Raw genomic sequence first — 25318 nt, 5'->3', positions numbered from 1 at the left:
CCTGTGGATCGCTTTTTGCGGAATCCTTCCAATGAGCCAACAGTTTCAACACGATGTTCTGGTGATCGGCAGCGGAGCGGCCGGCTTGAGCCTGGCACTGACCCTCCCCAACCATTTGCGCATTGCGGTGCTGAGCAAAGGTGACCTGGCCAACGGCTCGACATTCTGGGCCCAGGGCGGTGTCGCAGCAGTGCTGGACGAGCACGACACAGTGCAATCCCATGTCGACGACACCCTCAATGCCGGCGGCGGTCTGTGCGACGAAGACGCGGTACGCTTCACCGTGGAGCATAGCCGCGAAGCCATCCAATGGCTGATCGATCAAGGTGTGCCCTTCACCCGCGATGAGCATACGGGCAGCGACGATGGCGGGTTCGAGTTTCATCTCACCCGCGAAGGCGGCCACAGCCAACGCCGCATCATCCACGCCGCCGATGCCACCGGGGCTGCCATCTTCAAGACCCTGCTCGAGCAAGCGCGCCAGCGTCCCAACATCGAGTTGCTGGAGCAACGCGTCGCCGTTGACCTGATTACCGAAAAACGCCTGGGCCTGGACGGCGCACGCTGCCTGGGCGCTTATGTGCTCAACCGCGTCAGCGGCGAAGTCGACACCTACGGCGCACGCTTCACCATTCTCGCTTCGGGTGGCGCAGCCAAGGTCTACCTCTACACCAGCAATCCGGACGGTGCCTGCGGTGATGGCATCGCCATGGCCTGGCGCTCGGGCTGCCGGGTGGCCAACCTGGAATTCAACCAGTTCCACCCCACCTGCCTGTATCATCCGCAGGCGAAAAGTTTCCTGATCACCGAAGCCCTGCGCGGTGAAGGCGCGCACCTGAAACTGCCCAATGGCGAACGGTTCATGCAACGCTTCGACCCGCGCGCCGAGCTGGCGCCGCGAGATATCGTCGCCCGTGCCATCGACCATGAAATGAAGCGCCTGGGCGTCGACTGCGTGTACCTAGACATCAGCCACAAACCGGCAGAGTTCATCAAGGCGCACTTTCCCACTGTCTACGAGCGCTGCCTGGCCTTCAATATCGACATCACCCAGGGCCCAATCCCCGTAGTGCCGGCCGCGCACTACACCTGCGGCGGCGTGATGGTCGACCAGCATGGGCGCACCGATGTGCCTGGTCTCTATGCAATTGGCGAAACCAGCTTTACCGGCCTGCACGGCGCCAACCGCATGGCCAGCAATTCGCTGCTCGAATGCTTCGTCTACGCTCGCTCAGCGGCGGCGGACATTCTCGAACAATTGCCAAACATCCCGGTACCCGCCGCCCTGCCCCGCTGGGACGCCAGCCAGGTGACGGACTCGGACGAAGACGTGATCATCGCCCACAACTGGGACGAGCTGCGCCGCTTCATGTGGGACTACGTGGGGATTGTGCGCACCAACAAGCGCCTGCAACGGGCCCAGCACCGCGTGCGCCTGCTGCTGGATGAGATCGACGAGTTTTACAGTAATTACAAAGTCAGCCGCGACCTGATCGAATTGCGCAACCTCGCCCAAGTGGCCGAGCTGATGATCCGCTCAGCCATGGAACGCAAGGAAAGCCGCGGCCTGCACTACACCCTCGACTACCCGCAGATGCTGCCCGAGGCCCGCAACACTATTCTGGTGCCAACCACCTACGGCGGCTGAATTTCAGGCGAGTGCGCAGGCGCCGGTGCACATCGGCGACCTGCGAATCTCTGGGCACACAGATAGAGCGTACCCGCCATTGCCCCGGCAATCGAAAGCGCAACACCACGATCAGCGGCAACGCCAGGCTGTCGGGGCGCAGCTGCACACTGTGCCAACCGCGCTCGGCGCTGAATAATTGCCAGCCGTCTTCATCACGGCGCAGGCCCAGAATCGACGAACGGTGAGTCAGCAGAATCTGACGCGGCAACACCCAGACGGCATGGGCCACGCACGCCAGCATGCCAAGAGCGGCAAAAGGCACGTCGAGCACCAGCAAGGCGCCCAGCGCCAACAGCTGGGCGAGGACATACGCCGCCAGCAGCAGCCGCGAGGCCTGCCAGCGACATTCAAAGCGATTACTTGGGCTGGACACGATCCAGGATCATCCGAACCATGCGTTGCAGCTCCGGATCTTCAGACTCGGCGCGCTCCATGAACCAGCCGAACATGTCCTGGTCCTCGCATTCCAGCAACCGCACGTACAGGTCACGATCCACCTTATCGAGCGTCGCGTACACCTCTTTGGTGAACGGCACCAGCAACACATCCAGCTCAAGCATGCCGCGGCGGCTGTGCCAGTAGAGGCGATTGATTTCTACGTCTTCGACCATGGAACGCTCCTCAAATAGCGCGCAAGTATACAGGCCCGGCGGCACCCGAACAGCCAGCGTTGGTCGCGCCCCGAGGAAACTATCCATTTGCCGGGCGCCCCTCTATGATGCACGCATGACTTTTTGACCTGCGATGACCCATGGCCGACTCTGCTTTCTTCTGCCCCCTGTCCCACGAAGGCGTTCTCGCCGTCCGTGGCGCCGATGCCGCCAAATTCCTGCAGGGCCAACTCACCTGCAACCTCAATTACCTGAGTGACACCCAGGCCAGCCTTGGCGCGCGCTGCACGCAAAAAGGCCGCATGCAATCAAGCTTTCGCATTGTGTTGCAGGGTGACGGCGTGCTGATGGCCATGGCCACTGAGCTGCTGGAGCCGCAACTGGCGGACCTGAAAAAATACGCGGTATTTTCCAAATCCAGGCTCACCGACGAAAGCGCCGCCTGGGTTCGTTTCGGTCTTGCAAATGCTGATAAAGCGCTGAGCAGCCTGGGCCTCGAGCTGCCGGACGACACCGACAGCGTAGCGCGTACCGATGCGCTGATCGCCATTCGCGTCTCCCCTGCCCGCGCCGAACTCTGGGCACCTGCCGAACACGCTGAAGCCGTACGCAGCCACCTGGCCGCGCAGCTTGACCAAGCGGGTTTGAACGAATGGCTGCTGGGCCAGATCCGCGCAGGGATTGGCCAAGTGATGCCACAGACCCGCGAGCTGTTCATTCCGCAGATGCTCAACCTGCAGGCTGTGGGCGGTGTCAGCTTCAAAAAGGGCTGCTACACCGGCCAGGAAATCGTCGCGCGCATGCAGTACCTGGGCAAACTCAAACGCCGCCTGTATCGCCTGAGCCTTGATGCCACACAGACCCCAGAACCCGGCACTGCACTGTTCTCCCCCAGCCACGGCAGCTCGATTGGCGAAGTGGTGATTGCGGCAAAAGCCGACCTGTCGATTGAACTTCTGGCGGTGTTGCAAGCCGAAGCTGCCGATAATGGCGACGTGCATTTGGGCTCGCTGGAAGGGCCTGCCCTGCAACTGCTCGACCTGCCCTATCAACTTGATCGAGATCGAGAGATTCAGCGCTGATCACCGTACTTTTTTGCAGCACCCTTGAGAGCATGAATGAACAAACTGGCGGATAAAGTCCAACAGGCTTTGGTAAAGGCCATCGATAACGATGACCTGGTTCTGCCGACATTGCCGGAGGTGGCCCTGAACATTCGTCAGGCCGCCGAAAACCCGGATATCAGCATCAGCCACTTGAGCAAAGTGATCGGTCGCGACACCGCGCTGTCCGCACGCCTGATCAAAGTGGTAAACAGTCCGTTGTTGCGTGCCACTCAGGAAGTCACCAACCTGCACACCGCCATTACCCGGCTGGGCACCAACTACAGCAGCAACCTCGCCATCGGCCTGGTGATGGAACAGATCTTCCATGCCCGCTCCGAGGTGGTCGAACAGAAAATGCGTGACGTGTGGCGCCGCAGCCTGGAAGTGGCGGGCGTCAGCTACGCCCTGTGCCGCAGTCACTCACAGCTCAAGCCGGACCAGGCCGCCCTTGGCGGGCTGGTACACCAGATCGGCGTGCTGCCGATTCTCACCTACGCCGAAGATCACTACCAGTTGCTGTCCGACCCGGTCAGCCTCAACCACGTGATCGACAGCATCCACCCGCTGTTGGGCGACAAGCTGCTGAGCGTCTGGGACTTTCCGGAAATGCTCGCCAAGCTGCCCGGCCAATACCTGAACCTGGAGCGCGATTCCGCCAGGCTCGACTACATCGACATCGTCCAGGCAGCTGTGCTGTATTGCCATCGCGGCACTGATCATCCGCTGGCTGACGTGCCGTTGACCGACGTGCCGTCGATCATCAAGCTGCGCATTGACCCCGACAGCGAGACCCTGCGCGCGCAGCTGGATGAAGCACGCTCGATGTTCTACTGATTCAACCGGCGACAAAACTTACCCGCACCTTCAACCCCGCCAACTCGCCATCATGCAGGCTGATCTGCGCCAGATGCGCACGGCAGATCTCGCCGACAATCGCCAGCCCCAGGCCTGATCCCATGCCCTGCTGACTGCGCCGATAGAAGCGCTCGAACACCCGGTCGCGTTCATCCAGCGGGATACCGGGGCCATCGTCCTCGACTTCAAGCACCGCCGGCGCCATGACCCGCAGGATTACATTGCCACCCGGCGGCGTATGCGCCAGGGCGTTATCCACCAGGTTGCTCAAAAGCTCGTTAAGCAGCGTCGGTTCGCCGCGCAGCCACACCGGCTCATCGGCCTCCAGCGCCAGGGCCACGCCGCGCGCATGGGCCAGCGGTGCCATGGCCATGCCCAGCTCTCGGGCCAATTGGCTGAGGTCAAGCAACTGCGCGCCGCCTTCGGCAATCGCGCGGGCACCGTTCTCGATGCGGGCCAGGGACAATAACTGATTGGCCAGATGAGTCAGGCGGTCGGTGCCTTGGGCGGCGCTCTCCAGAGTGCTGCGCCACGTGGCGGGCGCGTCGCTGCGCAGGCCCAGCTCAAGCCGGGCCTTGAGCGCCGCCAGCGGTGTGCGCAACTCGTGGGCGGCGTCGGCAATGAACTGCGCCTGACGCTCGAACTGGCCGCGCAGGCGCTCGGTGAAGTGGTTGAGGGAACGCACCAGCGGGCCGAATTCATGCTGCACTTCCACCAGCGGCAGCGGGCGCAGGTCGTCGGGCTGGCGTTCTTCCACCGCTGTACGCAGGCGCTCCAGCGGGCGCAGCGCCGCGCTCACGGCAAACCACACCAGCAGCAGTGCACCGACGCCCAGCATGCCCAGGCGCAACAACGTGTCGGCCGCCAGGCTGCGGGCCATGCTGACGCGTGCTTCATCGGTTTCGGCCACGCGAATTTCCGCCATGCCGTTCATGTTCGGCTCGGAGACGGCCTTGAGCAGGCTGACCACCCGCACTTCCTGCCCTTGATACACCGCGTTGTAGAAACGCGCCAAGGCCGGATAGTCGTCAGTTCGCGGCGTGCCCGGCGGCGGGCCGGGAAGGTGCTCGTAGCCGGAGATGAGCTTCTGATCAATATCATTGACCTGGTAATAAATGCGCCCGGCGCTGTCGTAGGCGAAGGTGTCCAGCGCCACATAGGGCACATTGGCGCTGAGGGTGCCGTCGACCTGGGTCAGGCCGGCGGCGATGGTGCGCGCCGAGGCCAGCAGCGTGCGGTCATACGCCGTGTCGGCGGCCTCGCGACCGTTCCAGTAAGCACTCAAGCCACTGGCAATCATCAGCACCACCAGCAACAGCGCGAGGTTCCACAGCAGGCGCCAGCGCAGGCTGCTGGGCTTATGCATCGCGGGCTTCCAACAGGTAGCCCAGGCCTCGGAAGGTCACGATGGCAATGGGCTGGCCGTCGAGCTTCTTGCGCAGGCGGTGCACGTAGATTTCGATGGCGTCGGGGCTGGCTTCCTCATCCAGGCCGAAGACCTGGGAGGCGAGCTGCTCCTTGCTCATCACCCGGCCAGGCCGTGCGATCAGCGCTTCGAGCACGGCCTGCTCGCGGGACGTCAGGGTCATCAGCTCGCCGCCGACGGTAAAGCGTCGCGTGTCGAGGTCGTAGACCAGCACGCCGCAGGCCTGCTGGCGCTCGCCGCCGAGCACACTGCGCCGCAGCAGCGCCTTGACCCGCGCCTCGAGTTCCGTCAGTTCGAACGGCTTGGCGAGGTAATCGTCAGCGCCCAAATTCAAACCATGCACACGGTCCTTCACATCACTGCGCGCGGTCAGCATCAGCACCGGCAGATTTTTCCCACGGGCGCGCAGCCGCGCCAATACCTCAAAACCATCCATGCGCGGCAGCCCCACGTCGAGGATCGCCACCGCGTAATCCTCGCTGTTCAAGGCCAGGTCGGCGGCCACCCCATCGTGCAGCACGTCGACGGTCAAACCCGTGCTCTTGAGCGCCTGGGCGACACTTTCGGCGAGCTGCAAATGGTCTTCAACCAAGAGGACACGCATGGATTTCTACCTCATTCAGGAGTGGTCGATGCCACGCTTCGCCGGGCAGTTTACAGGCGCCGCCTGGCCTGTGAAGCCCGAAAACATTGAAAGGCTACTGAAAGGTTAGCGAAAGCTTCGCGCTTTAGGATCCAAACACGGTGGTTCCTGCCCGCCGAGCGACCTGACCGTCGCGCCCGAAAACGCCTCGACGCGTTTTCGCCAAAAATAAGAACAATAACGGAGTGCACAACGATGCTGTCGACACAGCCCCAGGCTTGCCCGCCTGTTCGTTTTCCCCGCATGACCCACACTGCCCTTGCCAGCGCCGCGGCCCTTGCCGGTTTTTCACCGCTCGGCCAGGCTGCCTTCTTCGAAGACAGCAGCGCGACCCTCGAAACCCGCAACATGTACTTCAACCGCGACTTCCGCGACGGCACCAGCGCCCAGCAATCCAGGCGCGATGAATGGGCTCAGGGTTTCATGCTCAACCTTCAGTCGGGCTACACCGACGGCACCATCGGCTTTGGCGTGGATGCGCTGGGCATGCTCGGCGTCAAGCTCGACTCCAGCCCCGACCGCACCGGCACCGGCCTCTTGCCCACCCATGACGATGGCCGCGCCGCCAACGAATATTCCAAGCTGGGCCTGACGGGCAAGGTGAAAGTGTCCGCCACCGAGCTGAAAATCGGTGCGTTGATGCCCGAACTGCCGATCCTCAAGCCCAACGACGGGCGCATCCTGCCGCAGACCTTCAACGGCGGCCTGCTGACCTCCAGGGAACTCAAGAACCTGACGTTCACCGGCGGCCGCCTCGACAAGGCCAAGGACCGCGACGACAGCAACTATGAGGACATCGCCCTCAACAACAAGAACAGCCGCTTCCTCAGCGGCGCCACCGGCAAGCACTTCAACTTCGGTGGCGTGGACTATAAATTCGCCGACAAGATCACCGGCAGCTACCACTTCGCCCAGCTCGACGATGTCTACCGTCAGCACTTCCTCGGCCTGGTCGCCGCCCGTCCCATGGGCCCCGGCACGTTCGGCGCCGACCTGCGGCTGGCCATCAGCGACGACACCGGCGCCGCCCGCGGCGGCAAGATCGACAACACCTCCCTCAGCGGCCTGTTCAGCTATGCCCTCAACGGCCACAAGCTCAGCGCCGGTTACCAGCGCATGTCCGGCGACAGCGCGTTCCCCTACGTGGATGGCAGCGACCCGTACCTGGTCAACTTCGTACAGATCAACGACTTTGCCGGCGCCGAAGAGCGCTCCTGGCAGGCCCGTTACGACTACGACTTCGCCAAACTGGGCATTCCCGGCCTGAGCTTCATGAGCCGTTACCTGTCGGGTGACAACATCCGGCTGAGGAACGGCGAGACCGGCAAGGAATGGGAGCGCAACAGCGAGATCAAGTACGTGGTGCAAAGTGGCACGTTCAAGGATGTGGCGGTGCGCCTGCGTAACGCCACTTACCGCTCCAACTATTCAGCCCGTGATGCGGATGAAATGCGCGTGCTGGTGAGCTACAGCGTCGCACTCTGGTAAGCAACTCATAACAACAATGACGGAGAAACCCATGACCCTTTCACTGCGTAAACTGGCCCTCGCCGCCGGCTGCATGCTGTTCGCCGGCCAACTGCTGGCCGCCGACGAGCCCAAGCGCCCGGAGTGCATCGCCCCGGCCTCCCCCGGCGGTGGTTTTGACCTGACCTGCAAGCTGGCGCAAAGCGCGCTGGTCAACGAGAAGCTGCTGAGCAAGCCGATGCGCGTGACTTACATGCCCGGCGGCGTCGGTGCGGTGGCCTACAACGCCGTGGTCGCCCAGCGCCCTGGCGACGCCGGCACACTGGTTGCCTGGTCCAGCGGTTCGCTGTTGAACCTGGCCCAGGGCAAGTTCGGACGTTTCGATGAAAACGCCGTGCGCTGGCTGGCGGCGGTGGGCACCAGCTACGGGGCCATCGCAGTAAAAGCCGATTCTCCCTACAAGAACCTCGATGATCTCGTAAAAGCCTTGAAGAAAGATCCGGGCAGCGTGGTGATCGGTTCCGGCGGCACCGTGGGCAGTCAGGACTGGATGCAAACCGCGCTGATCGCCAAGGCTGCCGGAATCAATCCGCGCGAGCTGCGCTACGTGGCCCTCGAGGGCGGCGGTGAAATCGCCACTGCCTTGCTCGGTGGTCACATCCAGGTGGGCAGCACCGACATCTCCGACTCCATGCCGCACATCCTCAGCGGTGACATGCGCCTGCTGGCGGTGTTCTCCGAGCAGCGTCTGGATGAGCCGGAAATGAAGAATATCCCCACCGCTAAAGAGCAAGGCTACGACATTGTCTGGCCGGTGGTGCGCGGTTTCTACCTCGGGCCAAAGGTCAGTGATGCCGACTACGCCTGGTGGAAAGAAGCCTTCGACAAGCTGCTGGCGTCCGAAGAATTCGCCAAGCTGCGTGATCAGCGCGAGCTGTTCCCGTTTGCCATGACCGGTCCGGAGCTGGACACCTACGTGAAAAAACAGGTGGCTGACTACAAAGTGCTGGCCAAAGAGTTCGGCCTGATCCAGTAAACGCCCGTCATGTAACGCCACTTCGGCAAGCCTGCCGAAGTGGCCTTGGAGTTTCCCATGCTCTTACAACGCATTTTCGCCGCGATGATGCTGCTGGTCTGCGCCGGCCTGGCCTTGATGGCCTGGCCGTATCAGGCGGCGTTTTCCTACGAGCCGGTCGGGCCTCGCGCCTACCCGCTGCTGATGCTCGGGCTGATGAGCCTGGGCCTGATCTATATGCTGTTTCGCCCGCAACCCACCCGGCACACCGAAGAAGAACCGGCGCTGGACCGCGAAACCCTGGTCAAGATCGGCCTCTGCGTTGCGCTGCTGATCGTGTTTGCCGGCACCTTCGAACCCCTGGGTTTCATTCTCAGCAGCATGCTGATCGGCATCCCGATGGCGCGCCTGTACGGCGGCCGCTGGCTGCCCAGCGTGGTGATCGTGACCTTGATGGCTGTCGGCCTTTATCTGCTGTTCGATAAAGCCATGGATGTGCCGCTGCCCCTCGGCCTGCTCGACGTTCTGGAGAACTGATATGGATACTTTTGGCTATTTGGGCCAGGGTTTCGGCGTCGCGCTGAGCCCGTATAACCTGGTGACCGCCCTGTGCGGCACCTTGATCGGTACCGTCGTCGGCCTGTTGCCGGGCCTGGGCCCGATCAACGGCGTAGCGCTGCTGATCCCTATCGCCTTCGCCCTGGGCCTGCCGCCGGAGTCGGCGTTGATCCTGCTGGCTGCGGTGTACCTGGGTTGCGAATACGGCGGCCGTATCAGCTCGATCCTGCTGAACATCCCGGGCGAAGCCTCCACTGTGATGACCACCCTCGACGGTTATCCGATGGCCCGTAAAGGCCTGGCCGGCGTAGCACTGTCGTTGTCGGCATGGAGTTCGTTCATCGGCGCGTTTATCGCCACCTGCGGCATGGTGCTGTTTGCGCCGCTGCTGGCCAAATGGGCGATCGCCTTCGGCCCCGCTGAATACTTTGTCCTGATGGTATTCGCGATTGTGTGCCTGGGCGGCATGGCCGGCGATAAGCCGTTGAAGACCTTTGTGGCGGCGCTGATGGGCTTGTTCCTGTCAGCAGTGGGTATCGACGCCAACAGCGGCGTGTACCGGTTTACCGGCGACAACATCCACCTCACCGACGGCATCCAGTTTGTCGTGCTGGTGCTGGGCCTGTTCTCCATCAGTGAGATCCTGTTGCTGCTGGAAAAAACCCACCGCGGCCAGGAAGCGGTGAAGGCCACCGGACGCATGATGTTCAACCTGAAGGAAGCCGGTGCGGTCTTCGTCGTCAACATCCGTTGCGGCCTGCTGGGCTTCATCATGGGCGTGCTGCCGGGTGCGGGTGCCACGCTGGCCTCGGCGGTTGCCTACATGACCGAGAAGCGTATCGCCGGCGCCAGCGGCAAATTCGGCCAGGGCGACATGCGCGGTCTGGCTGCGCCGGAAACCGCCATCGGCGCTTCCGCCTGCGGCGCGCTGGTGCCGATGCTGACGCTCGGTGTGCCCGGTTCAGGCACTACCGCGGTGATGATCGGCGCCCTGTCGCTGTACAACATCACCCCGGGCCCGCTGCTGTTCCAACAGCAACCGGACATCGTCTGGGGCCTGATCGCCTCGCTGTTCATCGCCAACATCATGCTGGTGATCCTCAACATTCCGATGATCCGTATCTTCACGCGCATCCTCGCCGTGCCTAACTGGGCGCTGGTGCCGGTGATCGCCATCATCACCGCGATCGGTGTATACGCGGTTCACGCCACCACCTTCGACCTGTTCCTGATGGTGGGTATCGGTATCTTCGGTTATATCCTGCGCAAGCTGGACTTCCCGCTGTCGCCGGTGCTGCTGGGCTTCATCCTTGGCGGTTTGATGGAACAGAACCTGCGCCGGGCGCTGTCGATCTCCAACGGTGCGCTGGAGATTCTCTGGTCGAGCCCGATCACCCTGGGTGTGTGGGTACTGACCGCGTTGATGCTGATGTTCCCGCTGATCCGCATCTACCGTAAACGCGCCCTGCAGCGTCGTGCCCTGGCCGATGTCTGACGTCACCTTCAAGCAATGGTGGGGAACACCACTGGTCGGCCTGGCCGGTGGTTACCTGGCCAGCCTCGTCGGCTGGCCTTTGCCGTACATGGTTGGCTCGTTGCTGGCGATCATCCTGGTGCGCTGCCTCACGCCCTGGCAGTTGGCCGAGATTCCCGGCGGGCGCAAGTGCGGCCAATGGGTGGTGGGCATCGGCATCGGCCTGCATTTCACCCCGGTGGTGATCGAGCAGGTGATGAGCCACTTCGGGCTGATTTTCTTCGGTGCCTTGATCACCAGCCTGTCGAGCGTGGTCGGCGTGTGGTTGATGCGGCGCAGCGGCGAAGACCGCGCCACTGCGTTTTTCTCCAGCATGCCGGGCGGTTCCGGTGAGATGGTCAACCTCGGCGCACGCAATGGTGCCGTGCTCAGCCGGGTGGCCGCCGGGCAAAGCCTGCGCGTGCTGGTGGTGGTGCTGTGTATCCCGGCGATCTTCAAGTATTTACTGGGCGGCGGTGCGCCACAGTTTCATCCGGCACCCGTCGACTGGGCCTGGCTGGCCCTGCTGTTCCCGGTAGGCGCGCTGGTCGCCTGGGGCTGGCAACGCTTGCGCCAACCCAACCCCTGGCTGTTCGGGCCGTTGCTGGTAAGTGCCATTGCCAGCGTGACCTGGGACCTGCACATTGGCCTGCCTGACGGCGGCAGTCAGGTTGGCCAGTGGCTGATCGGCAGTGGTTTGGGCTGCCACTTCAACCGTCAGTTTTTTCGCCGTGCGCCCTCCTTCATGGGCCGCACCCTGATCGGCACGGCCTTGACCATGGCGCTGGCGACACTGGCGGCGGTAGGGCTGAGCGCCCTGACCCAATTGGACCTGCGCTCACTGACCCTGGGCATGATGCCCGGCGGCATTGCGGAAATGAGCCTCACCGCAGAGACCTTGCAACTGTCGGTGCCGTTGGTGACGGCGATGCAGGTGATGCGCTTGTTGTTCGTGCTGTTTTTGGCCGAGCCGTTGTTTCGGCGCTGGGAGCGCCAACCCGACAACATGTGAAAACTTCGACGTTTTTCTGCCGCCGGCTTCAGATCGGCGGCAGCCGCCAGTCAATTGGCGCCTCGCCATTCTGCTCAAGAAACTTGTTGGTGCGGCTGAAGTGACCGCAGCCCAGAAACCCGCGATACGCCGACAAGGGCGACGGGTGCACCGAGGTCAGTACCAGATGCTTGGTGGCATCGATCAGCTTCTGCTTGCCCTGGGCATGGGCGCCCCACAGCAGGAACACCAGATGCGGCTGATGCTCACTGACCACTTCGATAATCCGATCGGTAAAGAACTGCCAGCCCTTGCCCGCATGCGCATTGGCGCTGGCGCGTTCCACCGTCATGGTGGTATTGAGCATCAGCACGCCCTGGTCAGCCCAGCTTTGCAGATAGCCGTGGTTGGGAATGTCGATATTCAGGTCGCGCTTGAGTTCTTTGTAGATGTTGACCAGCGACGGCGGTGCCGGCACGCCCGGCTGCACCGAAAAACACAGGCCATGGGCCTGGCCGGGACCGTGATAAGGGTCCTGGCCGAGGATCACGACCTTGACCTTGTCCAGCGGCGTGGAGTTGAGGGCGTTGAAAATCAGCGGGCCCGGTGGGTAGATTTCCTTGCCGGCCGCATGTTCCTGACGCAAAAACTCGCGCAATTGGGCCATATAGGGCTTGTCGAACTCCTCACGCAGGGCGTGCTTCCAGCTGGGCTCGAGTTTGATACGGTCGCCGTCGGTCATGTTGGGTTCATCGTGCAGAAAAAGAATGGGCGAACCCTAGGAAACGTGCCCCCGCTTGTCAATTGATCTGACACACCACCGGCACTTTCCCGTGGAGCGATCATACTGATGCTTCACCTTCTCGATTTGAGGTCACGATGAATCTGCACTTCGAAGAGCTGACCGGCAGCGGCGGCGCCCGTATCGGCATCGCCAGCCTGGACGCTGAAAAATCCCTCAATGCCCTTTCCCTGCCCATGATTCTGGGCCTTGGCGAACGCCTGGAGGCCTGGGCCAAAGACCCCAACATCGTCTGCGTGCTGCTGCGCGGCAACGGACCCAAGGCCTTTTGCGCCGGTGGCGAAGTGCGCAGCCTGGCCCAGGCGTGCCTTGAGCAACCCGGCGAAGTACCGGCCCTGGCCGCGCAGTTTTTCGCCGCCGAGTACCGCCTTGACTACCGTCTGCACACCTATCCCAAGCCGGTGCTTTGCTGGGGCCATGGCTACGTACTGGGCGGCGGCATGGGCCTGCTGCAAAGTGCGTCTGTACGCATCGTTACGCCCGGCAGCCGTCTGGCCATGCCGGAGATCAGCATCGGCCTGTACCCGGACGTAGGCGCCAGCCGCTTCCTGTCGCGCCTGCCCGGCAAACTCGGCCTGTTCCTGGGCCTGACCGGCGCGCACATCAATGGCCGCGACGCTCTGGACCTGGGTCTGGCCGACCGTTTCCTGCGCGACGATCAGCAAGACGAACTGCTCGAAAGCCTGCTGCAACTCAATTGGCAGGAACAGAGCGCGATGCAACTCAACAGCCTGCTCAAGGCCCTGGCCCGGGAGGCCGTCGACCAGCAGCCCGAAGCGCAATGGCTGCCACGCCGGGCGCAAATCGACGACTGGCTGGACGTGGGCGATGTGCGCTGTGCGTGGCGCGCCTTGAGCCAGCTAAGTGATCACGCTGACCCGCTGCTGAGCCGCGCCAGCAAGACCCTCAGCGAAGGCTGCCCGCTGACCGCACATCTGCTGTGGGAACAGCTGCAGCGCGCACGCCACCTGTCGCTGGCCGAGGTGTTCCAGATGGAGTACACCATGACGCTGAACTGCTGCCGCCATCCGGAATTCAGTGAAGGTGTTCGCGCGCGATTGATCGACAAGGATCAGAAACCCCGTTGGCACTGGCCCGATATCAACACAGTGCCAGAAGCCGTGGTGCAGGCGCATTTTCACAAGGCGTGGGAGGGACGACATCCCCTGGCGGATTTTTCCTACTTCTGACAGTTATAGCCTCGGCTTCGAGAGTGTGAATGCACAGTTGTCAGGCTGACTGTCCTGGCAGATATACACTTCTTGTTCAAGCGGGTCCTTGGCGATCTGCCAGTGCAAGGTGCTTGTCAATGAAAAGGCTTCGACTACGTCAGCTTTTCCTGGGCGCAACGCCACGCTCTGGCCGCTGCCGGTACGGTAAACGCACTTATCCAAGCGACCGTTTTCGCGCTCTTGATCCTTCTCCGGGATGAAAATCGCACCAATGAAACGGTCGACAAAATCCCGGTGTTGGACTTTAGAACTCTGCCAGGGCAAACGCATATCGGACGTCAGGAAAAAGCCTTCGACATACCTGATTGTCGATGGGTAAGGACAGCCAAACTCGTCGTGGGCCTGGGCGAACCCGCCAACCATAAGCAAATACAGACAAATCACGTTTCTTATCATTTTAGAGTTCCATCCATTTCCCTGGGCATTTCAAGGGCACAACGGCCGTCCCCAGTGAAGTCCATTTGAGTCTTATAAGATACCTGTTAATTCTGACAGTACCGACAAACGGTAGGCATAAAAAAACGGCGCCTTGGGCGCCGTTTCCGTTAATAGAGCATTCATCGATGGCCGCCACGCCCTCCGCCATGGTCACCGCCGCGTCCTCGTCCACCGTTATGCCAACGGTCACCCCAACCCTGATTCGGGTAAGGCCGGTATCCGGCGCGCGGCCCGTAGTAGCGCGGCGACGGTTGGTAGTAGCGAGGGGCCGGGGTGTAGTAGCGCGGGGCCGGGTAGTAATCCCGCCGGTACTGATACGCCGGGCCGCCGCCGTAGTAATACACAGGCGCCGGCTCGGTGTAGACCTCGGAGCGGTAGTAGGTGGTGGTGCCCTCGTAATAGGGCACACAGCCGGAAAGCGTCACGCCGAGCAATGCAGCAAGCAGCAGTCGTCGATACATGGCGGCCTCCTGGACCGCGGAAGAGCACCTCCAGCGACGCTGGAGAGCGGCATTCAGCCTTCACTGAATGACGAAATATCTGACATCAAAAACTGAATCTGGTGCGTTTTGGTAATAGCTTGATACATCTCCTTTGAACGCCCGACTGGCTTGAATATTGCCTCACCGCTGGTCGACTTGATCATTGAATAACGGAACATTTCTGGACGAAATGAAACTTTAAATAATTCGATAATGTCACTATGCCATCGCACAACAGCACGGAGGCTCTAGAGCGAGCATCCTACTCTTATACCCTCGGATTTCCGCCATGAAGATTTCAACCAAACTGCTGCTCTCATTTGTAATGTGTGCGTTTATTACCCTGGGCGTTGGCGCACTGGGCATCAAAGGCGTGATCCGTCTGGCTTCGGCCCTCGATTTAACGTTTTCCAACAATCTGGTCTCGGTCAGCAACACTGCAGCGACCCTCAATGGCCTGGTGTCACACAACCGTGGCTTGTACCGGTTGATGGACGCCAATAATGGCGACGTTGCGCGTGAAGATCGTGAGCGCGTGCGTCAAGATGTTGCCAATCAACTCAAGGCCGGCCTGAGCGCTTACGCCACTTACCGCGCGACACCGCTGGAAGATGACGAACGCGCCGCTGGGGACAAGTTTGATCAGATGTTGCCCGGCTATATCAGCAACTCCGAACGCATCGTTGCATTGCTCGACGCTGGCCAGACCGAACAGGCACGAGCACTACTCAACGGCACCAACAACGAAATGTTCAGGCAGGCCCGCGAACTGATCCGCGTCATGATCGATTCCAACAACCGCCAGATCAAAGAAGGCTCGGCCGCCGCCGATGACCTGCGCAGCAGCGCCATGAATTGGATGATCGGCGGTATCGTGCTGGCCTTTATCATCGCTATCACGGTCGGCCTGCTGATCACGCGACTGATCACGCGGCCTATCGCCCAGGCCGTGGAAAGCGCCCAGCGGATCGCCAAGGGCGACCTGACCCACGCGATCCTCACCGATCGCACCGATGAAGCCGGTCAACTGCTGATGGCAATTTCGGATATGCAGAGCGGATTGAAAAGCACACTACTGGAAATCGCCAATGCTTCGGATCAACTGGCATCCTCTGCTGAAGAGCTGAGCGCGGTGACCGACGAGAGCACGCGCAGCCTCACCCGCCAGAACGACGAAATCCAGCAAGCCGCCACCGCCGTCAACCAGATGACCGCAGCCGTCGACGAAGTGGCCAGCAACGCCGTGTCCACCTCGGAGGCTTCGAGCCAGGCCACCACAGAGGCTGAAGAAGGCCAGCAGCAGGTGCAACAGGCTGTTTCCGGCATGAGCTCGATGGTGGTGGAAATCAACGACTCGACGCAATCGGTCGCCGACCTCGCCAATCAGGTTCGCGAAATCGGCAAAGTGATCGATGTGATTCGCGGCATCGCCGACCAAACCAACCTGCTGGCGCTCAACGCGGCCATCGAAGCGGCGCGCGCGGGCGAGCAGGGCCGTGGTTTTGCGGTGGTCGCCGACGAGGTGCGCGCATTGGCCCATCGCACCCAGACCTCCACCGTGGACATTGAAAAAATGATCGGCGAAGTACAGGCCGGCGCCGACGATGCCGTGGCGGCGATGAACAAGAGCCTCACCTGGGCCAATAATACCCAGACCCTGGCGCAGAACGCCGGGAACGCGTTGCAGCGGATTACCAGCAGCGTGGCGAAGATCAACGAACGCAATCTGGTGATCGCCTCCGCGTCCGAAGAGCAGGCTCAGGTGGCCCGCGAGGTCGACCGCAACCTGCTGAACATCCAGGACCTGTCGGCCCAGACCGCCGCCGGTGCCAACCAGACCAACGCTTCCAGCCAGGACCTTTCACGCCTGGCGACCTCGTTCAATCTGCTGGTGAGCAAGTTCAAGCTGTAAGTAGCCTGGCGCGGGTGGGCGCTGTATCGTGCAAGGCAACCTTGCTCGATACCGCCAGCCCCATGACCACACCCTCCCTCTGCCCCGCCTGCGGCGCCCGCAATGATTGCACCCTGGCCGACCCGCGCACCGCAGGCATGGCCTGCTGGTGCTTCAGCGTCAGCATCGACCCGGCGCTGCTGCAGGCCCTTCCCGATGAATTACGCAACAAGGCCTGCCTGTGCCCGCGTTGCGCCCAGGTGGACGAACAATTGCGCAATCCCGATGCGCGTTGATCGCTTGCTCAGCAACCTGCCGCGCTTTAATCGCAAACAGGTACGCCTGTTATTGGTGGAACGGCGGGTGAGCGTCGATGGGGTGGCGGTCAGCGATCCGCATCACGACGTGCGCGAATTCAGCCGGGTGTGCGTGGACGATGAGGTGGTGCAAGCCGGTAAACCGGCGCGCTATTTCATGCTGCACAAACCCCGGGGCTGCGTGAGCGCCACGTCGGACCCGCAACACCCCACGGTCCTCGACCTGCTGGATGAACCGGACAAGCATGAGTTGCATATCGCCGGTCGCCTGGACTTCAACACCACCGGCCTGCTGCTGCTCACCAACGACGGCCAGTGGTCGCGGCGCCTGACGCAACCGACGACCAAGCTGCCCAAGGTTTACCGGGTGGAAACCGAGCAGGCCATCGGCGACGCGTACGCGGTGACGTTCAAGGCCGGCCTGTACTTTGCCTTCGAAGACCTCACCACCCAGCCGGCCGAGCTGGAGTTGCTCGGGCCGAGAACCGCGCGATTGAGCATCATCGAAGGTCGTTACCACCAGGTAAAACGCATGTTCGGACACTTCGACAACAAGGTACTGGCCTTGCACCGCGAGCGCATGGGGCCGCTTGAGCTGGATAGCGCGCTGGCGCCCGGCGAGTATCGCCCGTTGCACCCGCAAGAGATTCAGCACGTCTGAGGCCGTGTCAGCATTGCCTGCCTGTCATAAAGCACGTGCAGAGTGGTTTACGCGCTCTACCCGCTTGCCAGGAGTCTTACGACATGACGCCAGAAATCGCTGTGTTGGATATACAGGGTCAGTATCGGGTTTACACGGAGTTCTACCGCGCGGACGCGGCTGAAAAGACCATCGTCCTGGTCAACGGCTCGATGGCCACCACGGCCTCCTTCGCCCAGACCGTGAAAAGCCTGCACCCGCAATTCAATGTGGTTCTGTATGACCAGCCCTACGCCGGTCGTTCCCGAATCCACAACCGCCATGAGCACATGCTGACGAAGGAAGTCGAAGGCCGGATCCTGCTGGAACTCATCGACCACTTCGCCGCCGAACACGTGCTGTCTTTCTCCTGGGGCGGCACGGCGGCGCTGGTGGCCTTGTCCCAGCGGCCCCGGCGCGTGGAAAAGGCGGTGATCAGCTCGTTCTCCCCGGTGATCAACGCGCCCATGCGTGACTATCTTGAGCGCGGCGCCGATTACCTCGGCAACCGCGACCGCCACCGCGTCGGCCATCTGGTCAACAGCACCCTCGGCAAGCACCTGCCGTCACTGTTCAAACGCTTCAATTACAAGCACGTCAGCAGCCTGGCCGAGCACGAATACGGGCAGATGCATTTTCACATCCGCCGGATGCTGGACGGTGATCGACAGTGTTATCTCAAGGCGGCCAAGGCCATCGACATACCGGTGCTGTTCATCAATGGCGAATGGGACGAATACACCTGCCCCCAGGATGCCCGGTTGTTCGGACAGCACGTGGCGCACAGCAGCTTCAGCACGATTCAGGCAACCGGGCATTTCCTCGACATGGAGCACAAGGCGGCATGCCGGGACAGCCAGGAGGCGGTGGTGGGATTCTTGAAAGGGGAGCGGCCATTGAACCGGTTGAGAGGTCAGCAGGAACGGACGCAGCAGGCATTCGCAATCTGAAATGCCGTCCCTGTGGACGCGACAGTGAACTCATACATTTTTGAAGAAAAACTTCAAATCGCGGCGAACATCTGGTACAAAGTCAGCCGCTTTGAGCGGGTATAGTTTAGTGGCAAAACGAAAGCTTCCCAAGCTTTAGTTGAGGGTTCGATTCCCTCTACCCGCTCCACTCTTTTTGAGTCCGACGTCGCAAAATGTTGACGGAAGATGCAGAAAAACCGGTCCGAATGGCCGGTTTTTTTATGGCTGCGATTTGAGTCAAGCGTCAGACTGCCCTTCAAGACCTGTACAAACCAATAATTTTGTACAACCATCAACCCTTGAGCGCCGGTAATACGCCGCGCGCGGTCGAGGAGCCAGGCCATGCCGCGCCTTCTGGTTTCACTGTTGCTGATATTGAGCCTGGGCGGCTGCGCCCATGTGGGCGTCGAGCACTATGCCAATCAGCAACCGCAATTGGATCTGCAGCGTTTCTTCAGCAAGCCCGTCAAGGCCTGGGGCATATTCGAGAAGCGCTCGGGCGAAGTGGCCAAGCGTTTCGAGGTAGACATCACCAGCAGGCGCGAGGGCAATGCGCTGATCCTTGACGAACGCTTCCTGTACAGCGATGGCACGCGTCAGCAGCGGGTGTGGACGCTCACCCCCGATGGCCCTGGGCGCTGGCGTGGACGCGCCGGTGATGTGGTGGGCGACGCCATCGGCGAAGTGGCCGGCAATGCACTGCGCTGGCGCTACCGGCTCAACCTGCCGGTGGATGGCTCGGTGTATGAAGTCAGTTTTGACGACTGGATGTACCTGATGGATGAAGACACGCTGATCAACCGCTCGAGCATGTCCAAGTTCGGCGTTGAGTGGGGCCAGGTCACGTTGTTCTTTCGTCGCCAATAAACCTGAACGCGAGGGTGAATCATGAATGTGCAAATGCTGACCGAACTGGCCGAGAAAGGCGCAATACGGGAGCTGGAGCTGCTGTCGCTGGAGGGCGGCTTCTACATTGCTCGTGTGACACTCGATGACGGTGAACTGACCTTGCTGGACGATCATGGCAAAACCCTGCGCCTGCGCTCCACCACCCACTTGCGCGACCTCTTGCAGCGCGTTCCGCCATTCCCCTGTGTGCTGGTGCAGCAGTGCGTGCATGACGAAATGTGTGGCACGCGCACCGGGCCTATCGGTGCCTTGCGCATTCCGTTTTCGCTCGCGGCAACGCACTAGACGCTTCGCCTGCGTAGCAAAACCTCGCAATATCTCTCTCCAGCGTTGTTCCCAGGCGCTCATACACTGCAGTGACCACTCACCGAAATACCGCTCATCAACTTCCGGTAGGTAGAGTGTTGATATTTTATTTTCTGTGGTTATAGTCACCACCAACACACGCCACAAGGAGGTGTTGTGGACAGTCGATATTTGATAGGTCATATCGTTGCGGATGGCTGGTACCTGGTGCGTATCAGAGGCAGTCATCATCACTACAAGCACCCGACCAAGCCGGGACTGGTGACGATTCCTCATCCAAAAAAGGATCTGTTGGACAAGACCGCCAAGAGCATTTTGAAACAGGCTCTGCTGAGTTAAACGTCTGTGGAGGACAAAAACATGCTGTACCCCATCGCAATTTCAACCGGTGACAAAGACCACGCCTGGGGCGTGGAAGTCCCGGATATCCCTGGCTGCTATTCGGCCGGCGACGACCTGGACGACGCCATGGCCATGGCCCGCGAAGCCATTGAAGGGCACTTCGAAATCCTTGCCGAAGACGGCTCGCCGATTCCCGGCGCGCAAAAAGTCACCGTGCATGCCGCCAACCCCCAATACGCCGGCTGCACCTGGGCAGTGGTGGACATCGATGTCACCCGCTATTTGGGCAAGGCGCAAAAACTCAACATCACCTTGCCTGGCTATCTGCTCAATCGCATTGATGACTATGTGCTGCACCATCCGGAAGAAAAAAGCCGTTCAGGTTTTCTGGCATCGGCAGCACTCAAGGTACTGCAGAAGGGCCATTGACCCAGGAGCGTGCTGATGTCTCACGAATACATCCTCATGCCCTCGCCCGTCGGCCAACTCACCCTGGTGGCGCGCGCCGGCAAGCTCGCGGCCATCCTGTGGGAAACAGAGCGCGCCAACCGTGTACGCCTGGATAATCTGATCGAAGCCCGCGATAACCCGGTGCTGCTGGAAACCCAGCGCCAGTTGCACGAATACTTCGCCGGAACGCGCAACCACTTCGAACTGGAACTGGATTTCGCCGGCACCGTTTTCCAGAAGCAGGTCTGGCAAGCGCTGCTGACCATTCCCTTCGGCGAAACCCGCAGCTACAGCCAGATTGCGCGGCAGATCGGCAACCCTACTGCCGTTCGCGCAGTAGGCGCTGCCAACGGTCGCAATCCCATCTCGATCATTGCGCCGTGCCATCGCGTCATTGGCGCATCGGGCACCTTGACCGGGTTTGCCGGAGGACTCGAGGCCAAGCAGTATCTGTTGACGCTCGAAAACCGCAACCAGACCAACATGGGATTCTGACTACGCCTGTGCAACCGGGCCCCGCACGAAGGTCTGATAATCGAACAGCCGCTCGAAACCCAAGGCTCGATAGAGCGATGTGGCCGCTGAAGTCGCCTCCAGAAAACAGAACCGCCCGCCCAGGCGCCAGGCATGAAGCAGGGCTGTCTGGATCAATCGAGTGCCATAGCCTTTACCGCGAAAACCCGCGACGGTGCCAAAATCGTTGATGCGCGCCGCCCCGTCACACATCGACAACGTCAACGAAGAAGCTACCTGGCCGTCGGCAGACAACACGAAGTGGTACAGCGCTTCACCCGCCTCAAGGGCCCGTTCGTGCCGCTGTTGATAATGCGCGACCTCTACGGGGGTCGACGAGAACGCACTGACAAGCGGGACGGCCCATTGCGTGAGGTTGCGGGTCAGGCTGATCTGCACCGCGCCGTTGCATTGCATTGACGTAAACGGTAGCAATTGAAGGGCCATTGCGCTGGTCACGTCTGCAGCACGAAAGCCAAGGCCCGTGAGCAGCTCGCGTAACGTCTCAACCTTTTGCTCGTGCATCACCAGGCGTATCGGCAGCGTGGTACGGCGGATCAAAGCCAGCGCAGCGGCCAGTTCAGCGCTCGACGGTACGCAGCCCAACCGAACGATGAGCAGGTTCTGCGGGCCGTCGCTCTCATCGATGAAATAGGTGCTGACACACGAGCCATAGCAGCGATACGGCAAGCAGGTTGCGGAATAAAAATGCTCGTCGGTTTTTTGATAGAGCGCGCTCAGCTCACAGGCGCTGTCATTGGGCATGGGCAATATCCAGGCAAAAGCCCAGTCTTGGATGTGACGCAGCAACGCGCAGTAAGCCGTTTCCTAAAAGAGCATCAAAAAAGCCTCAACTGGCGTGGGAGGCTAATTGTAAAAAGAAATTTCACGAACCAGTCACGGTCGATATGTTCATCACCCACTTCAAAGGAAAAAGGTCATGAAATTCGCCGCCATCTCACAATCCCTGTCCCGCTGGGCAGGCAGTGCCCGGACGTTCTATGCGGCCGTCGCATTGATTTGCTTGTGGAGCCTGAGCGGGCCGTACTTCCACTACAACGACACCTGGCAGCTGATCATCAATACCTCAACCACCATCATCACGTTTCTGATGGTGTTCCTGATCCAGAACACGCAAAACCGCGACAATGACATCCTGCACATCAAGATCGATGAGCTGCTGCGCGTCTCCAAGGACGCGCAGAACGCGGTGCTGAGCCTGGATGGCCTGGACCGCAAAGAGCTGGAAAAACTACGCCAGGAATACCGCAGCATCGGCAAAACCGGCACCGTCAGCTTGAACAGCAGTTGCGGCATGGCTGCAGACGATGGGGCACAGGTCAGAACCGACTTGAACCAGGCATGAAAAAACGGCGGTTGGATCTGCTCCAACCGCCGTTTTTCATTTCAGGCCGGCGTCTCAACCGTCGCCTTGGTGACCCTTGCCATAAGTCGACGCCAACGCACGCGCTTTTTGCAGACGCTCCTCCAGCTTGGGCAATGTCTCATCCACCAGTGCCTTTATCTCGGGAACGCTGGAAGCCGCGCCCTCGCGCTTGAACAGGGCGATGGCGTCTTCGTTTTCCTTGACCTGCTGCGCCGTGTAGGCGGCGTCGAACGAGTCGCCGTCCTTGAGTTCGGGCATCAGGGTTTCGGCCTTGTCGACAATCTTTTCGCGCGGCGCCACGGGCAGATCGAGCTTCTTGGCGATGGCTGCCAAGTGCTGGTTGGCCAGCGTGCGCTCGTTGATCACCTCGATGGTGTAGTCCTTGATTTCCTGGGACGAGGTTTTGGAGTGGGCCATGCGACTGGTTTCGATATCGGCCATGCCTTTGGCCGAAGCCTGCTCGATGAATTCAGCAGGCGACTGGGCGAAGGCATTGCTGGCGCCGAGGCCCAGCAGCATCGCGAAACTGGCGGTGCGTAACCGGATAGCCATGCGGCTCATGATGGGTTCCTCCAGGGCAAAAATAGGTGCGAGGACAAACACCTCGCCCTGAATTCGAATTTTCAGGGCAGCAAAGGTTTAGAAAAAACTTGTCAGTGCGACGAACGGTCACCTTCGCTTCAGGCAGATTTGCTACCAAACAGGCCCGGCAACGCATGGGCCAGAGCATTGATAGCAAAGCCGATGAACATCACACCGCACAGCCGAGTGATCAATATTTCGTGGCGTTGATACACCGTGCGCACACGCTGGGCGCCGACCACGCCGATCAGAATCGCGTAGGCCAGCAGGCCGCCTACAAAGCTCAGGAAAATCAGCGACGGCAGCATCGCCCAAGTCAGCAATTCGGCGCGGCTGGAGAGTAATGCCGTGAACGTCGCGACTGCCACCGGGTACGCCTTGGGATTGGTCAGGCCAAACAGGATGCCGTGCCAAAACGGATGCCGCGCCGCGCCCTGGGGCGCATCACTGTTGCGACGCTGGGTGCGAATCGCGCGCCAGCCGAGCCAGAACAGATACAACCCGCTGAGCATGCCGAGCACGTCGAATGCCGTGCTGCCGACCTCGCGCGCGCCGACAATCGCAATCAGCGCGGTGCTGCACCACACCACATCCCCCAGCAAATGCCCGCACAAAAAACCCGCCCCGGCACGGCGACCACGGGAGGCACCGATGCCAAACACCGCCAGCACGCCCGGACCGGGCGTAATGCCATAGATGAATCCTGAAGCAAGGACAGCGAGCAGCAAGGATGGGGTCATGGGCGTGACTCTGACGGAGGGTTGAGGTGGAGGGATTCTGCACGTTCCGGCGTTATGGGTAAAACTTCATGCCTGCGTAAGGTTTTTCACGACAGGCTTGCAGGCGCGAAGCCAGATCGCCGACGTGAACCTCGAGCTTGTGCCCATCAGGGTCGAGAAAATAGTAGGAAGCGCCCTCACTGCGGTTATCACGCCACTCCTGCACACCCGCGCCCCTGAGGCGTTCAACCAGTGCATCAAAATCACGAGCATGCGTGCTGAATGCGTAGTGGGTGTAATCAACCACCGGCACAGGGTCGCGCAGCGGGTCGAGGGACAAACAGAGCCACAACCCAGGCAGCGAGAGGTAAGCGCCGTTGGCCCAAGTCGCCTCGAGCTGCAAGCGCAACAGCTCGTGGTAGAAGTGCAGGCTGCGTTGCAGGTCGACGACGGCCAGCGTGAGGTGATTGAGTCCCGAAAGCATGCTGTTGTTTCCCGTTATAAATGGCCATCGCACAATACACCCCGCACCTGCCCATTCAACCACTGCAACCCCGCATCCCCACCCCGCCGCGCATGCCACGCCAACTCAAAAGCAAACGTGGGGATATGAAACGGCGGCGGCACGGCCAGCAATTGCTCCTGATCAATGGCCAGGACTCCCCGCGATGAAACCGTGAGGATCAGATCCGTGCCCTGAATCAACCGCGGCGCCACGCCCCAGTGGGGCAGGCTGATCGCCACATGCCGCCGCTCCCGAATCGCTTTCAAGGCGCGTTCGATTTCCGGAGTGCCGCTGCCGCGCATCTCCAGCAATACATGGGGCCGCGACAGGTAGGTCGGCAAGTCCAGCACGCCACTGTCCGGCAGGCTGTCGCGGTCCACCAGGCAGGTGTAATGCTCTTCAAACAGCGGTGTAGTCCGCAGTTCGGCCGGCAGATCAGGAAAGACGCCGGCGGCCAGGTCCAGATCGCCATTGAGCACACCGTCGACCATGCCTTCACGGCTGGCCTGGACGACCTGCAAGTCGATGCCCGGCGCCTGCCGACGCAACGTGCGCACCAGCGGTGGCAAAAAAATCGCCGCGCCGTAGTCCGACATCGCCACACGAAACCGACGCTTGGCGGTGGCCGGATCAAACCGGTTCGGCGCCAGCAATGCCTGCACCTGGGCCAGGGCTTCGGCCAACGGGGCGGCCAGCTCCAGCGCGCGGGCAGTCGCAACCAATGCACCGCCCTGCCGCACCAGCAATGGGTCGCCGAGCAGGTCACGCAAGCGCGCCAGCGCATGGCTCACGGCCGGCTGGCTCAGGTGTAGACGCTCGGCGGCACGGGTGACGTGTTGCTCACTGAGCAAGGCGTCGAGGATGACCAACAGGTTGAGGTCGATGCGTCGCAGATCATTCATCAGCTGCATGCCAGAT

General features: G+C 61.1%; 31 protein-coding genes and 1 tRNA gene. 20 read left to right on the top strand and 12 right to left on the bottom strand.

All coding sequences use genetic code 11. The features are described from left to right. Positions 1-31: 31 nt before the first annotated feature. Positions 32-1648, top strand: a complete 1617-nt coding sequence (gene nadB / locus RHM60_RS23405) for an L-aspartate oxidase (RefSeq protein WP_209989936.1) — start codon at positions 32-34, stop codon at positions 1646-1648. On the opposite strand, the gene RHM60_RS23400 is transcribed toward nadB, so the two are convergent. Continuing rightward, the gene (locus RHM60_RS23400; RefSeq protein ID WP_209989934.1) at positions 1617-2063 is read right to left on the bottom strand and encodes a protein YgfX; all 447 of its coding nucleotides are present in this window, start codon (positions 2061-2063) and stop codon (positions 1617-1619) included. The genes nadB and RHM60_RS23400 overlap by 32 nt on opposite strands. Further along, positions 2047-2301: a succinate dehydrogenase assembly factor 2 gene (locus RHM60_RS23395; RefSeq protein ID WP_003233917.1), complete on the bottom strand. Its 255-nt coding sequence runs from the start codon at positions 2299-2301 to the stop codon at positions 2047-2049. Before RHM60_RS23395 ends, RHM60_RS23400 begins: the two co-directional genes overlap by 17 nt. A gap of 140 nt (positions 2302-2441) precedes the next feature. Between RHM60_RS23395 and RHM60_RS23390 the strand changes: the two genes are divergently transcribed. Together RHM60_RS23390 and RHM60_RS23385 are read left to right on the top strand one after the other, a co-directional pair. Next, the gene (locus RHM60_RS23390) at positions 2442-3383 is read left to right on the top strand and encodes a folate-binding protein YgfZ (protein WP_322212920.1); all 942 of its coding nucleotides are present in this window, start codon (positions 2442-2444) and stop codon (positions 3381-3383) included. Positions 3384-3419: 36 nt separating this feature from the next. Next, positions 3420-4241 (top strand): HDOD domain-containing protein, encoded by an 822-nt coding sequence (locus tag RHM60_RS23385; protein WP_322212919.1) that lies wholly within the window; start codon positions 3420-3422, stop codon positions 4239-4241. Position 4242: 1 nt separating this feature from the next. Here RHM60_RS23385 and RHM60_RS23380 read toward each other — a convergent pair whose 3' ends face one another. Then, complete coding sequence (locus tag RHM60_RS23380) at positions 4243-5628, bottom strand: sensor histidine kinase (protein WP_209989925.1); 1386 nt, start codon at positions 5626-5628, stop codon at positions 4243-4245. Then, the gene (locus RHM60_RS23375) at positions 5621-6292 is read right to left on the bottom strand and encodes a response regulator (RefSeq protein ID WP_057007903.1); all 672 of its coding nucleotides are present in this window, start codon (positions 6290-6292) and stop codon (positions 5621-5623) included. The genes RHM60_RS23380 and RHM60_RS23375 overlap by 8 nt, the downstream gene beginning before the upstream one ends. Positions 6293-6526: 234 nt before the next feature. On the opposite strand from RHM60_RS23375, the gene RHM60_RS23370 reads away from it, so the two are divergent. The 5 genes from RHM60_RS23370 to RHM60_RS23350 are packed head-to-tail and all read left to right on the top strand — an operon-like array spanning position 6527 to position 11896. Continuing rightward, entirely contained in the window at positions 6527-7819 is a 1293-nt protein-coding gene (locus RHM60_RS23370; RefSeq protein ID WP_322212917.1) for an OprD family porin, read from the top strand. A 31-nt stretch (positions 7820-7850) separates the two neighbouring features. Next, positions 7851-8834, top strand: coding sequence for a Bug family tripartite tricarboxylate transporter substrate binding protein (locus RHM60_RS23365; protein ID WP_209989919.1), 984 nt, complete (start codon positions 7851-7853; stop codon positions 8832-8834). A 57-nt stretch (positions 8835-8891) separates the two neighbouring features. Continuing rightward, positions 8892-9350, top strand: a complete 459-nt coding sequence (locus RHM60_RS23360; protein WP_209989916.1) for a tripartite tricarboxylate transporter TctB family protein — start codon at positions 8892-8894, stop codon at positions 9348-9350. Between the two features lies 1 nt (position 9351). Continuing rightward, complete coding sequence (locus RHM60_RS23355; RefSeq protein ID WP_057007900.1) at positions 9352-10866, top strand: tripartite tricarboxylate transporter permease; 1515 nt, start codon at positions 9352-9354, stop codon at positions 10864-10866. After that, positions 10859-11896 (top strand): AbrB family transcriptional regulator, encoded by a 1038-nt coding sequence (locus RHM60_RS23350; protein ID WP_231422078.1) that lies wholly within the window; start codon positions 10859-10861, stop codon positions 11894-11896. The genes RHM60_RS23355 and RHM60_RS23350 overlap by 8 nt, the downstream gene beginning before the upstream one ends. 28 nt (positions 11897-11924) lie before the next feature. Here RHM60_RS23350 and ung read toward each other — a convergent pair whose 3' ends face one another. Beyond that, a complete protein-coding gene (gene ung / locus RHM60_RS23345) occupies positions 11925-12617 on the bottom strand; it encodes a uracil-DNA glycosylase (RefSeq protein WP_322212916.1) in 693 nt (230 codons plus the stop codon). Between the two features lie 137 nt (positions 12618-12754). On the opposite strand from ung, the gene RHM60_RS23340 reads away from it, so the two are divergent. Continuing rightward, positions 12755-13867: an enoyl-CoA hydratase/isomerase family protein gene (locus RHM60_RS23340; protein ID WP_322212915.1), complete on the top strand. Its 1113-nt coding sequence runs from the start codon at positions 12755-12757 to the stop codon at positions 13865-13867. Positions 13868-13870: 3 nt separating this feature from the next. Here the strand turns inward: RHM60_RS23340 and RHM60_RS23335 are convergent, their stop codons facing one another. Further along, complete coding sequence (locus RHM60_RS23335; RefSeq protein WP_322212914.1) at positions 13871-14305, bottom strand: DUF3757 domain-containing protein; 435 nt, start codon at positions 14303-14305, stop codon at positions 13871-13873. 161 nt (positions 14306-14466) lie between these two features. Beyond that, positions 14467-14808: a hypothetical protein gene (locus RHM60_RS23330; protein WP_209989903.1), complete on the bottom strand. Its 342-nt coding sequence runs from the start codon at positions 14806-14808 to the stop codon at positions 14467-14469. Between the two features lie 310 nt (positions 14809-15118). Here RHM60_RS23330 and RHM60_RS23325 point away from each other — a divergent pair, with 310 nt between their 5' ends. From RHM60_RS23325 to RHM60_RS23280, 10 genes are all read left to right on the top strand, one after another. Continuing rightward, positions 15119-16741, top strand: a complete 1623-nt coding sequence (locus RHM60_RS23325; RefSeq protein WP_322212912.1) for a methyl-accepting chemotaxis protein — start codon at positions 15119-15121, stop codon at positions 16739-16741. 62 nt (positions 16742-16803) lie between these two features. After that, complete coding sequence (locus tag RHM60_RS23320) at positions 16804-17016, top strand: cysteine-rich CWC family protein (RefSeq protein WP_209989897.1); 213 nt, start codon at positions 16804-16806, stop codon at positions 17014-17016. Next, complete coding sequence (locus RHM60_RS23315) at positions 17006-17698, top strand: pseudouridine synthase (RefSeq protein WP_209989893.1); 693 nt, start codon at positions 17006-17008, stop codon at positions 17696-17698. The genes RHM60_RS23320 and RHM60_RS23315 overlap by 11 nt, the downstream gene beginning before the upstream one ends. Before the next feature lie 83 nt (positions 17699-17781). After that, positions 17782-18666, top strand: a complete 885-nt coding sequence (locus RHM60_RS23310) for an alpha/beta hydrolase (protein WP_322212911.1) — start codon at positions 17782-17784, stop codon at positions 18664-18666. Positions 18667-18761: 95 nt separating this feature from the next. Next, positions 18762-18835, top strand: a tRNA-Gly gene (locus RHM60_RS23305). 194 nt (positions 18836-19029) lie between these two features. Beyond that, positions 19030-19554, top strand: a complete 525-nt coding sequence (locus RHM60_RS23300; RefSeq protein WP_322212910.1) for a DUF3833 domain-containing protein — start codon at positions 19030-19032, stop codon at positions 19552-19554. A gap of 21 nt (positions 19555-19575) precedes the next feature. Beyond that, positions 19576-19881 carry a DUF6482 family protein gene (locus RHM60_RS23295; protein WP_231422063.1) on the top strand — a complete coding sequence of 102 codons (306 nt, stop codon included), beginning with the start codon at positions 19576-19578 and terminating at the stop codon, positions 19879-19881. Between the two features lie 177 nt (positions 19882-20058). Beyond that, positions 20059-20241, top strand: a complete 183-nt coding sequence (locus RHM60_RS23290; protein WP_003233882.1) for a type II toxin-antitoxin system HicA family toxin — start codon at positions 20059-20061, stop codon at positions 20239-20241. Between the two features lie 21 nt (positions 20242-20262). Further along, entirely contained in the window at positions 20263-20673 is a 411-nt protein-coding gene (locus RHM60_RS23285; RefSeq protein ID WP_057007889.1) for a type II toxin-antitoxin system HicB family antitoxin, read from the top strand. Between the two features lie 15 nt (positions 20674-20688). Continuing rightward, positions 20689-21189, top strand: coding sequence for a methylated-DNA--[protein]-cysteine S-methyltransferase (locus RHM60_RS23280; RefSeq protein ID WP_322212909.1), 501 nt, complete (start codon positions 20689-20691; stop codon positions 21187-21189). Here RHM60_RS23280 and RHM60_RS23275 read toward each other — a convergent pair whose 3' ends face one another. Next, a complete protein-coding gene (locus RHM60_RS23275) occupies positions 21190-21972 on the bottom strand; it encodes a GNAT family N-acetyltransferase (RefSeq protein WP_209989880.1) in 783 nt (260 codons plus the stop codon). It lies immediately after the preceding gene. Between the two features lie 175 nt (positions 21973-22147). Between RHM60_RS23275 and RHM60_RS23270 the strand changes: the two genes are divergently transcribed. Further along, positions 22148-22573: a low affinity iron permease family protein gene (locus RHM60_RS23270; RefSeq protein WP_322212908.1), complete on the top strand. Its 426-nt coding sequence runs from the start codon at positions 22148-22150 to the stop codon at positions 22571-22573. Positions 22574-22627: 54 nt separating this feature from the next. Here the strand turns inward: RHM60_RS23270 and RHM60_RS23265 are convergent, their stop codons facing one another. From RHM60_RS23265 to RHM60_RS23250, 4 genes are all read right to left on the bottom strand, one after another. Then, on the bottom strand, positions 22628-23155 hold the full coding sequence (locus tag RHM60_RS23265) for a DUF4142 domain-containing protein (protein ID WP_209989876.1): 528 nt from the start codon (positions 23153-23155) through the stop codon (positions 22628-22630). 119 nt (positions 23156-23274) lie between these two features. Next, complete coding sequence (locus RHM60_RS23260; RefSeq protein ID WP_322212905.1) at positions 23275-23916, bottom strand: LysE family translocator; 642 nt, start codon at positions 23914-23916, stop codon at positions 23275-23277. Positions 23917-23968: 52 nt separating this feature from the next. After that, complete coding sequence (gene fos, locus RHM60_RS23255) at positions 23969-24379, bottom strand: fosfomycin resistance glutathione transferase (protein WP_322212903.1); 411 nt, start codon at positions 24377-24379, stop codon at positions 23969-23971. A gap of 14 nt (positions 24380-24393) precedes the next feature. After that, on the bottom strand, positions 24394-25311 hold the full coding sequence (locus RHM60_RS23250; RefSeq protein ID WP_322212902.1) for a LysR family transcriptional regulator: 918 nt from the start codon (positions 25309-25311) through the stop codon (positions 24394-24396). Positions 25312-25318 lie beyond the last annotated feature (7 nt).

Origin of the sequence: Pseudomonas sp. MH9.3, assembly GCF_034354675.1 — a bacterium.
Classification (GTDB): Bacteria; Pseudomonadota; Gammaproteobacteria; order Pseudomonadales; family Pseudomonadaceae; genus Aquipseudomonas.
This window is presented reverse-complemented; position numbering and strand designations above follow the sequence as displayed.

Coding starts and splice junctions, on each gene's coding strand:
- RHM60_RS23340 (WP_322212915.1), top strand. CDS start 12,755: ATGAATCTGCACTTCGAAGAGCTGACCGGCAGCGGCGGCGCCCGTATC.
- RHM60_RS23325 (WP_322212912.1), top strand. CDS start 15,119: ATGAAGATTTCAACCAAACTGCTGCTCTCATTTGTAATGTGTGCGTTT.
- RHM60_RS23275 (WP_209989880.1), bottom strand. CDS start 21,972: ATGCCCAATGACAGCGCCTGTGAGCTGAGCGCGCTCTATCAAAAAACC.
- fos (WP_322212903.1), bottom strand. CDS start 24,379: ATGCTTTCGGGACTCAATCACCTCACGCTGGCCGTCGTCGACCTGCAA.
- RHM60_RS23250 (WP_322212902.1), bottom strand. CDS start 25,311: ATGCAGCTGATGAATGATCTGCGACGCATCGACCTCAACCTGTTGGTC.
- ung (WP_322212916.1), bottom strand. CDS start 12,617: ATGACCGACGGCGACCGTATCAAACTCGAGCCCAGCTGGAAGCACGCC.
- RHM60_RS23270 (WP_322212908.1), top strand. CDS start 22,148: ATGAAATTCGCCGCCATCTCACAATCCCTGTCCCGCTGGGCAGGCAGT.
- RHM60_RS23315 (WP_209989893.1), top strand. CDS start 17,006: ATGCGCGTTGATCGCTTGCTCAGCAACCTGCCGCGCTTTAATCGCAAA.
- RHM60_RS23265 (WP_209989876.1), bottom strand. CDS start 23,155: ATGAGCCGCATGGCTATCCGGTTACGCACCGCCAGTTTCGCGATGCTG.
- nadB (WP_209989936.1), top strand. CDS start 32: ATGAGCCAACAGTTTCAACACGATGTTCTGGTGATCGGCAGCGGAGCG.
- RHM60_RS23395 (WP_003233917.1), bottom strand. CDS start 2,301: ATGGTCGAAGACGTAGAAATCAATCGCCTCTACTGGCACAGCCGCCGC.
- RHM60_RS23370 (WP_322212917.1), top strand. CDS start 6,527: ATGCTGTCGACACAGCCCCAGGCTTGCCCGCCTGTTCGTTTTCCCCGC.
- RHM60_RS23380 (WP_209989925.1), bottom strand. CDS start 5,628: ATGCATAAGCCCAGCAGCCTGCGCTGGCGCCTGCTGTGGAACCTCGCG.
- RHM60_RS23360 (WP_209989916.1), top strand. CDS start 8,892: ATGCTCTTACAACGCATTTTCGCCGCGATGATGCTGCTGGTCTGCGCC.
- RHM60_RS23365 (WP_209989919.1), top strand. CDS start 7,851: ATGACCCTTTCACTGCGTAAACTGGCCCTCGCCGCCGGCTGCATGCTG.
- RHM60_RS23280 (WP_322212909.1), top strand. CDS start 20,689: ATGTCTCACGAATACATCCTCATGCCCTCGCCCGTCGGCCAACTCACC.
- RHM60_RS23335 (WP_322212914.1), bottom strand. CDS start 14,305: ATGATAAGAAACGTGATTTGTCTGTATTTGCTTATGGTTGGCGGGTTC.
- RHM60_RS23390 (WP_322212920.1), top strand. CDS start 2,442: ATGGCCGACTCTGCTTTCTTCTGCCCCCTGTCCCACGAAGGCGTTCTC.
- RHM60_RS23300 (WP_322212910.1), top strand. CDS start 19,030: ATGCCGCGCCTTCTGGTTTCACTGTTGCTGATATTGAGCCTGGGCGGC.
- RHM60_RS23330 (WP_209989903.1), bottom strand. CDS start 14,808: ATGTATCGACGACTGCTGCTTGCTGCATTGCTCGGCGTGACGCTTTCC.
- RHM60_RS23260 (WP_322212905.1), bottom strand. CDS start 23,916: ATGACCCCATCCTTGCTGCTCGCTGTCCTTGCTTCAGGATTCATCTAT.
- RHM60_RS23375 (WP_057007903.1), bottom strand. CDS start 6,292: ATGCGTGTCCTCTTGGTTGAAGACCATTTGCAGCTCGCCGAAAGTGTC.
- RHM60_RS23295 (WP_231422063.1), top strand. CDS start 19,576: ATGAATGTGCAAATGCTGACCGAACTGGCCGAGAAAGGCGCAATACGG.
- RHM60_RS23310 (WP_322212911.1), top strand. CDS start 17,782: ATGACGCCAGAAATCGCTGTGTTGGATATACAGGGTCAGTATCGGGTT.
- RHM60_RS23355 (WP_057007900.1), top strand. CDS start 9,352: ATGGATACTTTTGGCTATTTGGGCCAGGGTTTCGGCGTCGCGCTGAGC.
- RHM60_RS23385 (WP_322212919.1), top strand. CDS start 3,420: ATGAACAAACTGGCGGATAAAGTCCAACAGGCTTTGGTAAAGGCCATC.
- RHM60_RS23285 (WP_057007889.1), top strand. CDS start 20,263: ATGCTGTACCCCATCGCAATTTCAACCGGTGACAAAGACCACGCCTGG.
- RHM60_RS23320 (WP_209989897.1), top strand. CDS start 16,804: ATGACCACACCCTCCCTCTGCCCCGCCTGCGGCGCCCGCAATGATTGC.
- RHM60_RS23350 (WP_231422078.1), top strand. CDS start 10,859: ATGTCTGACGTCACCTTCAAGCAATGGTGGGGAACACCACTGGTCGGC.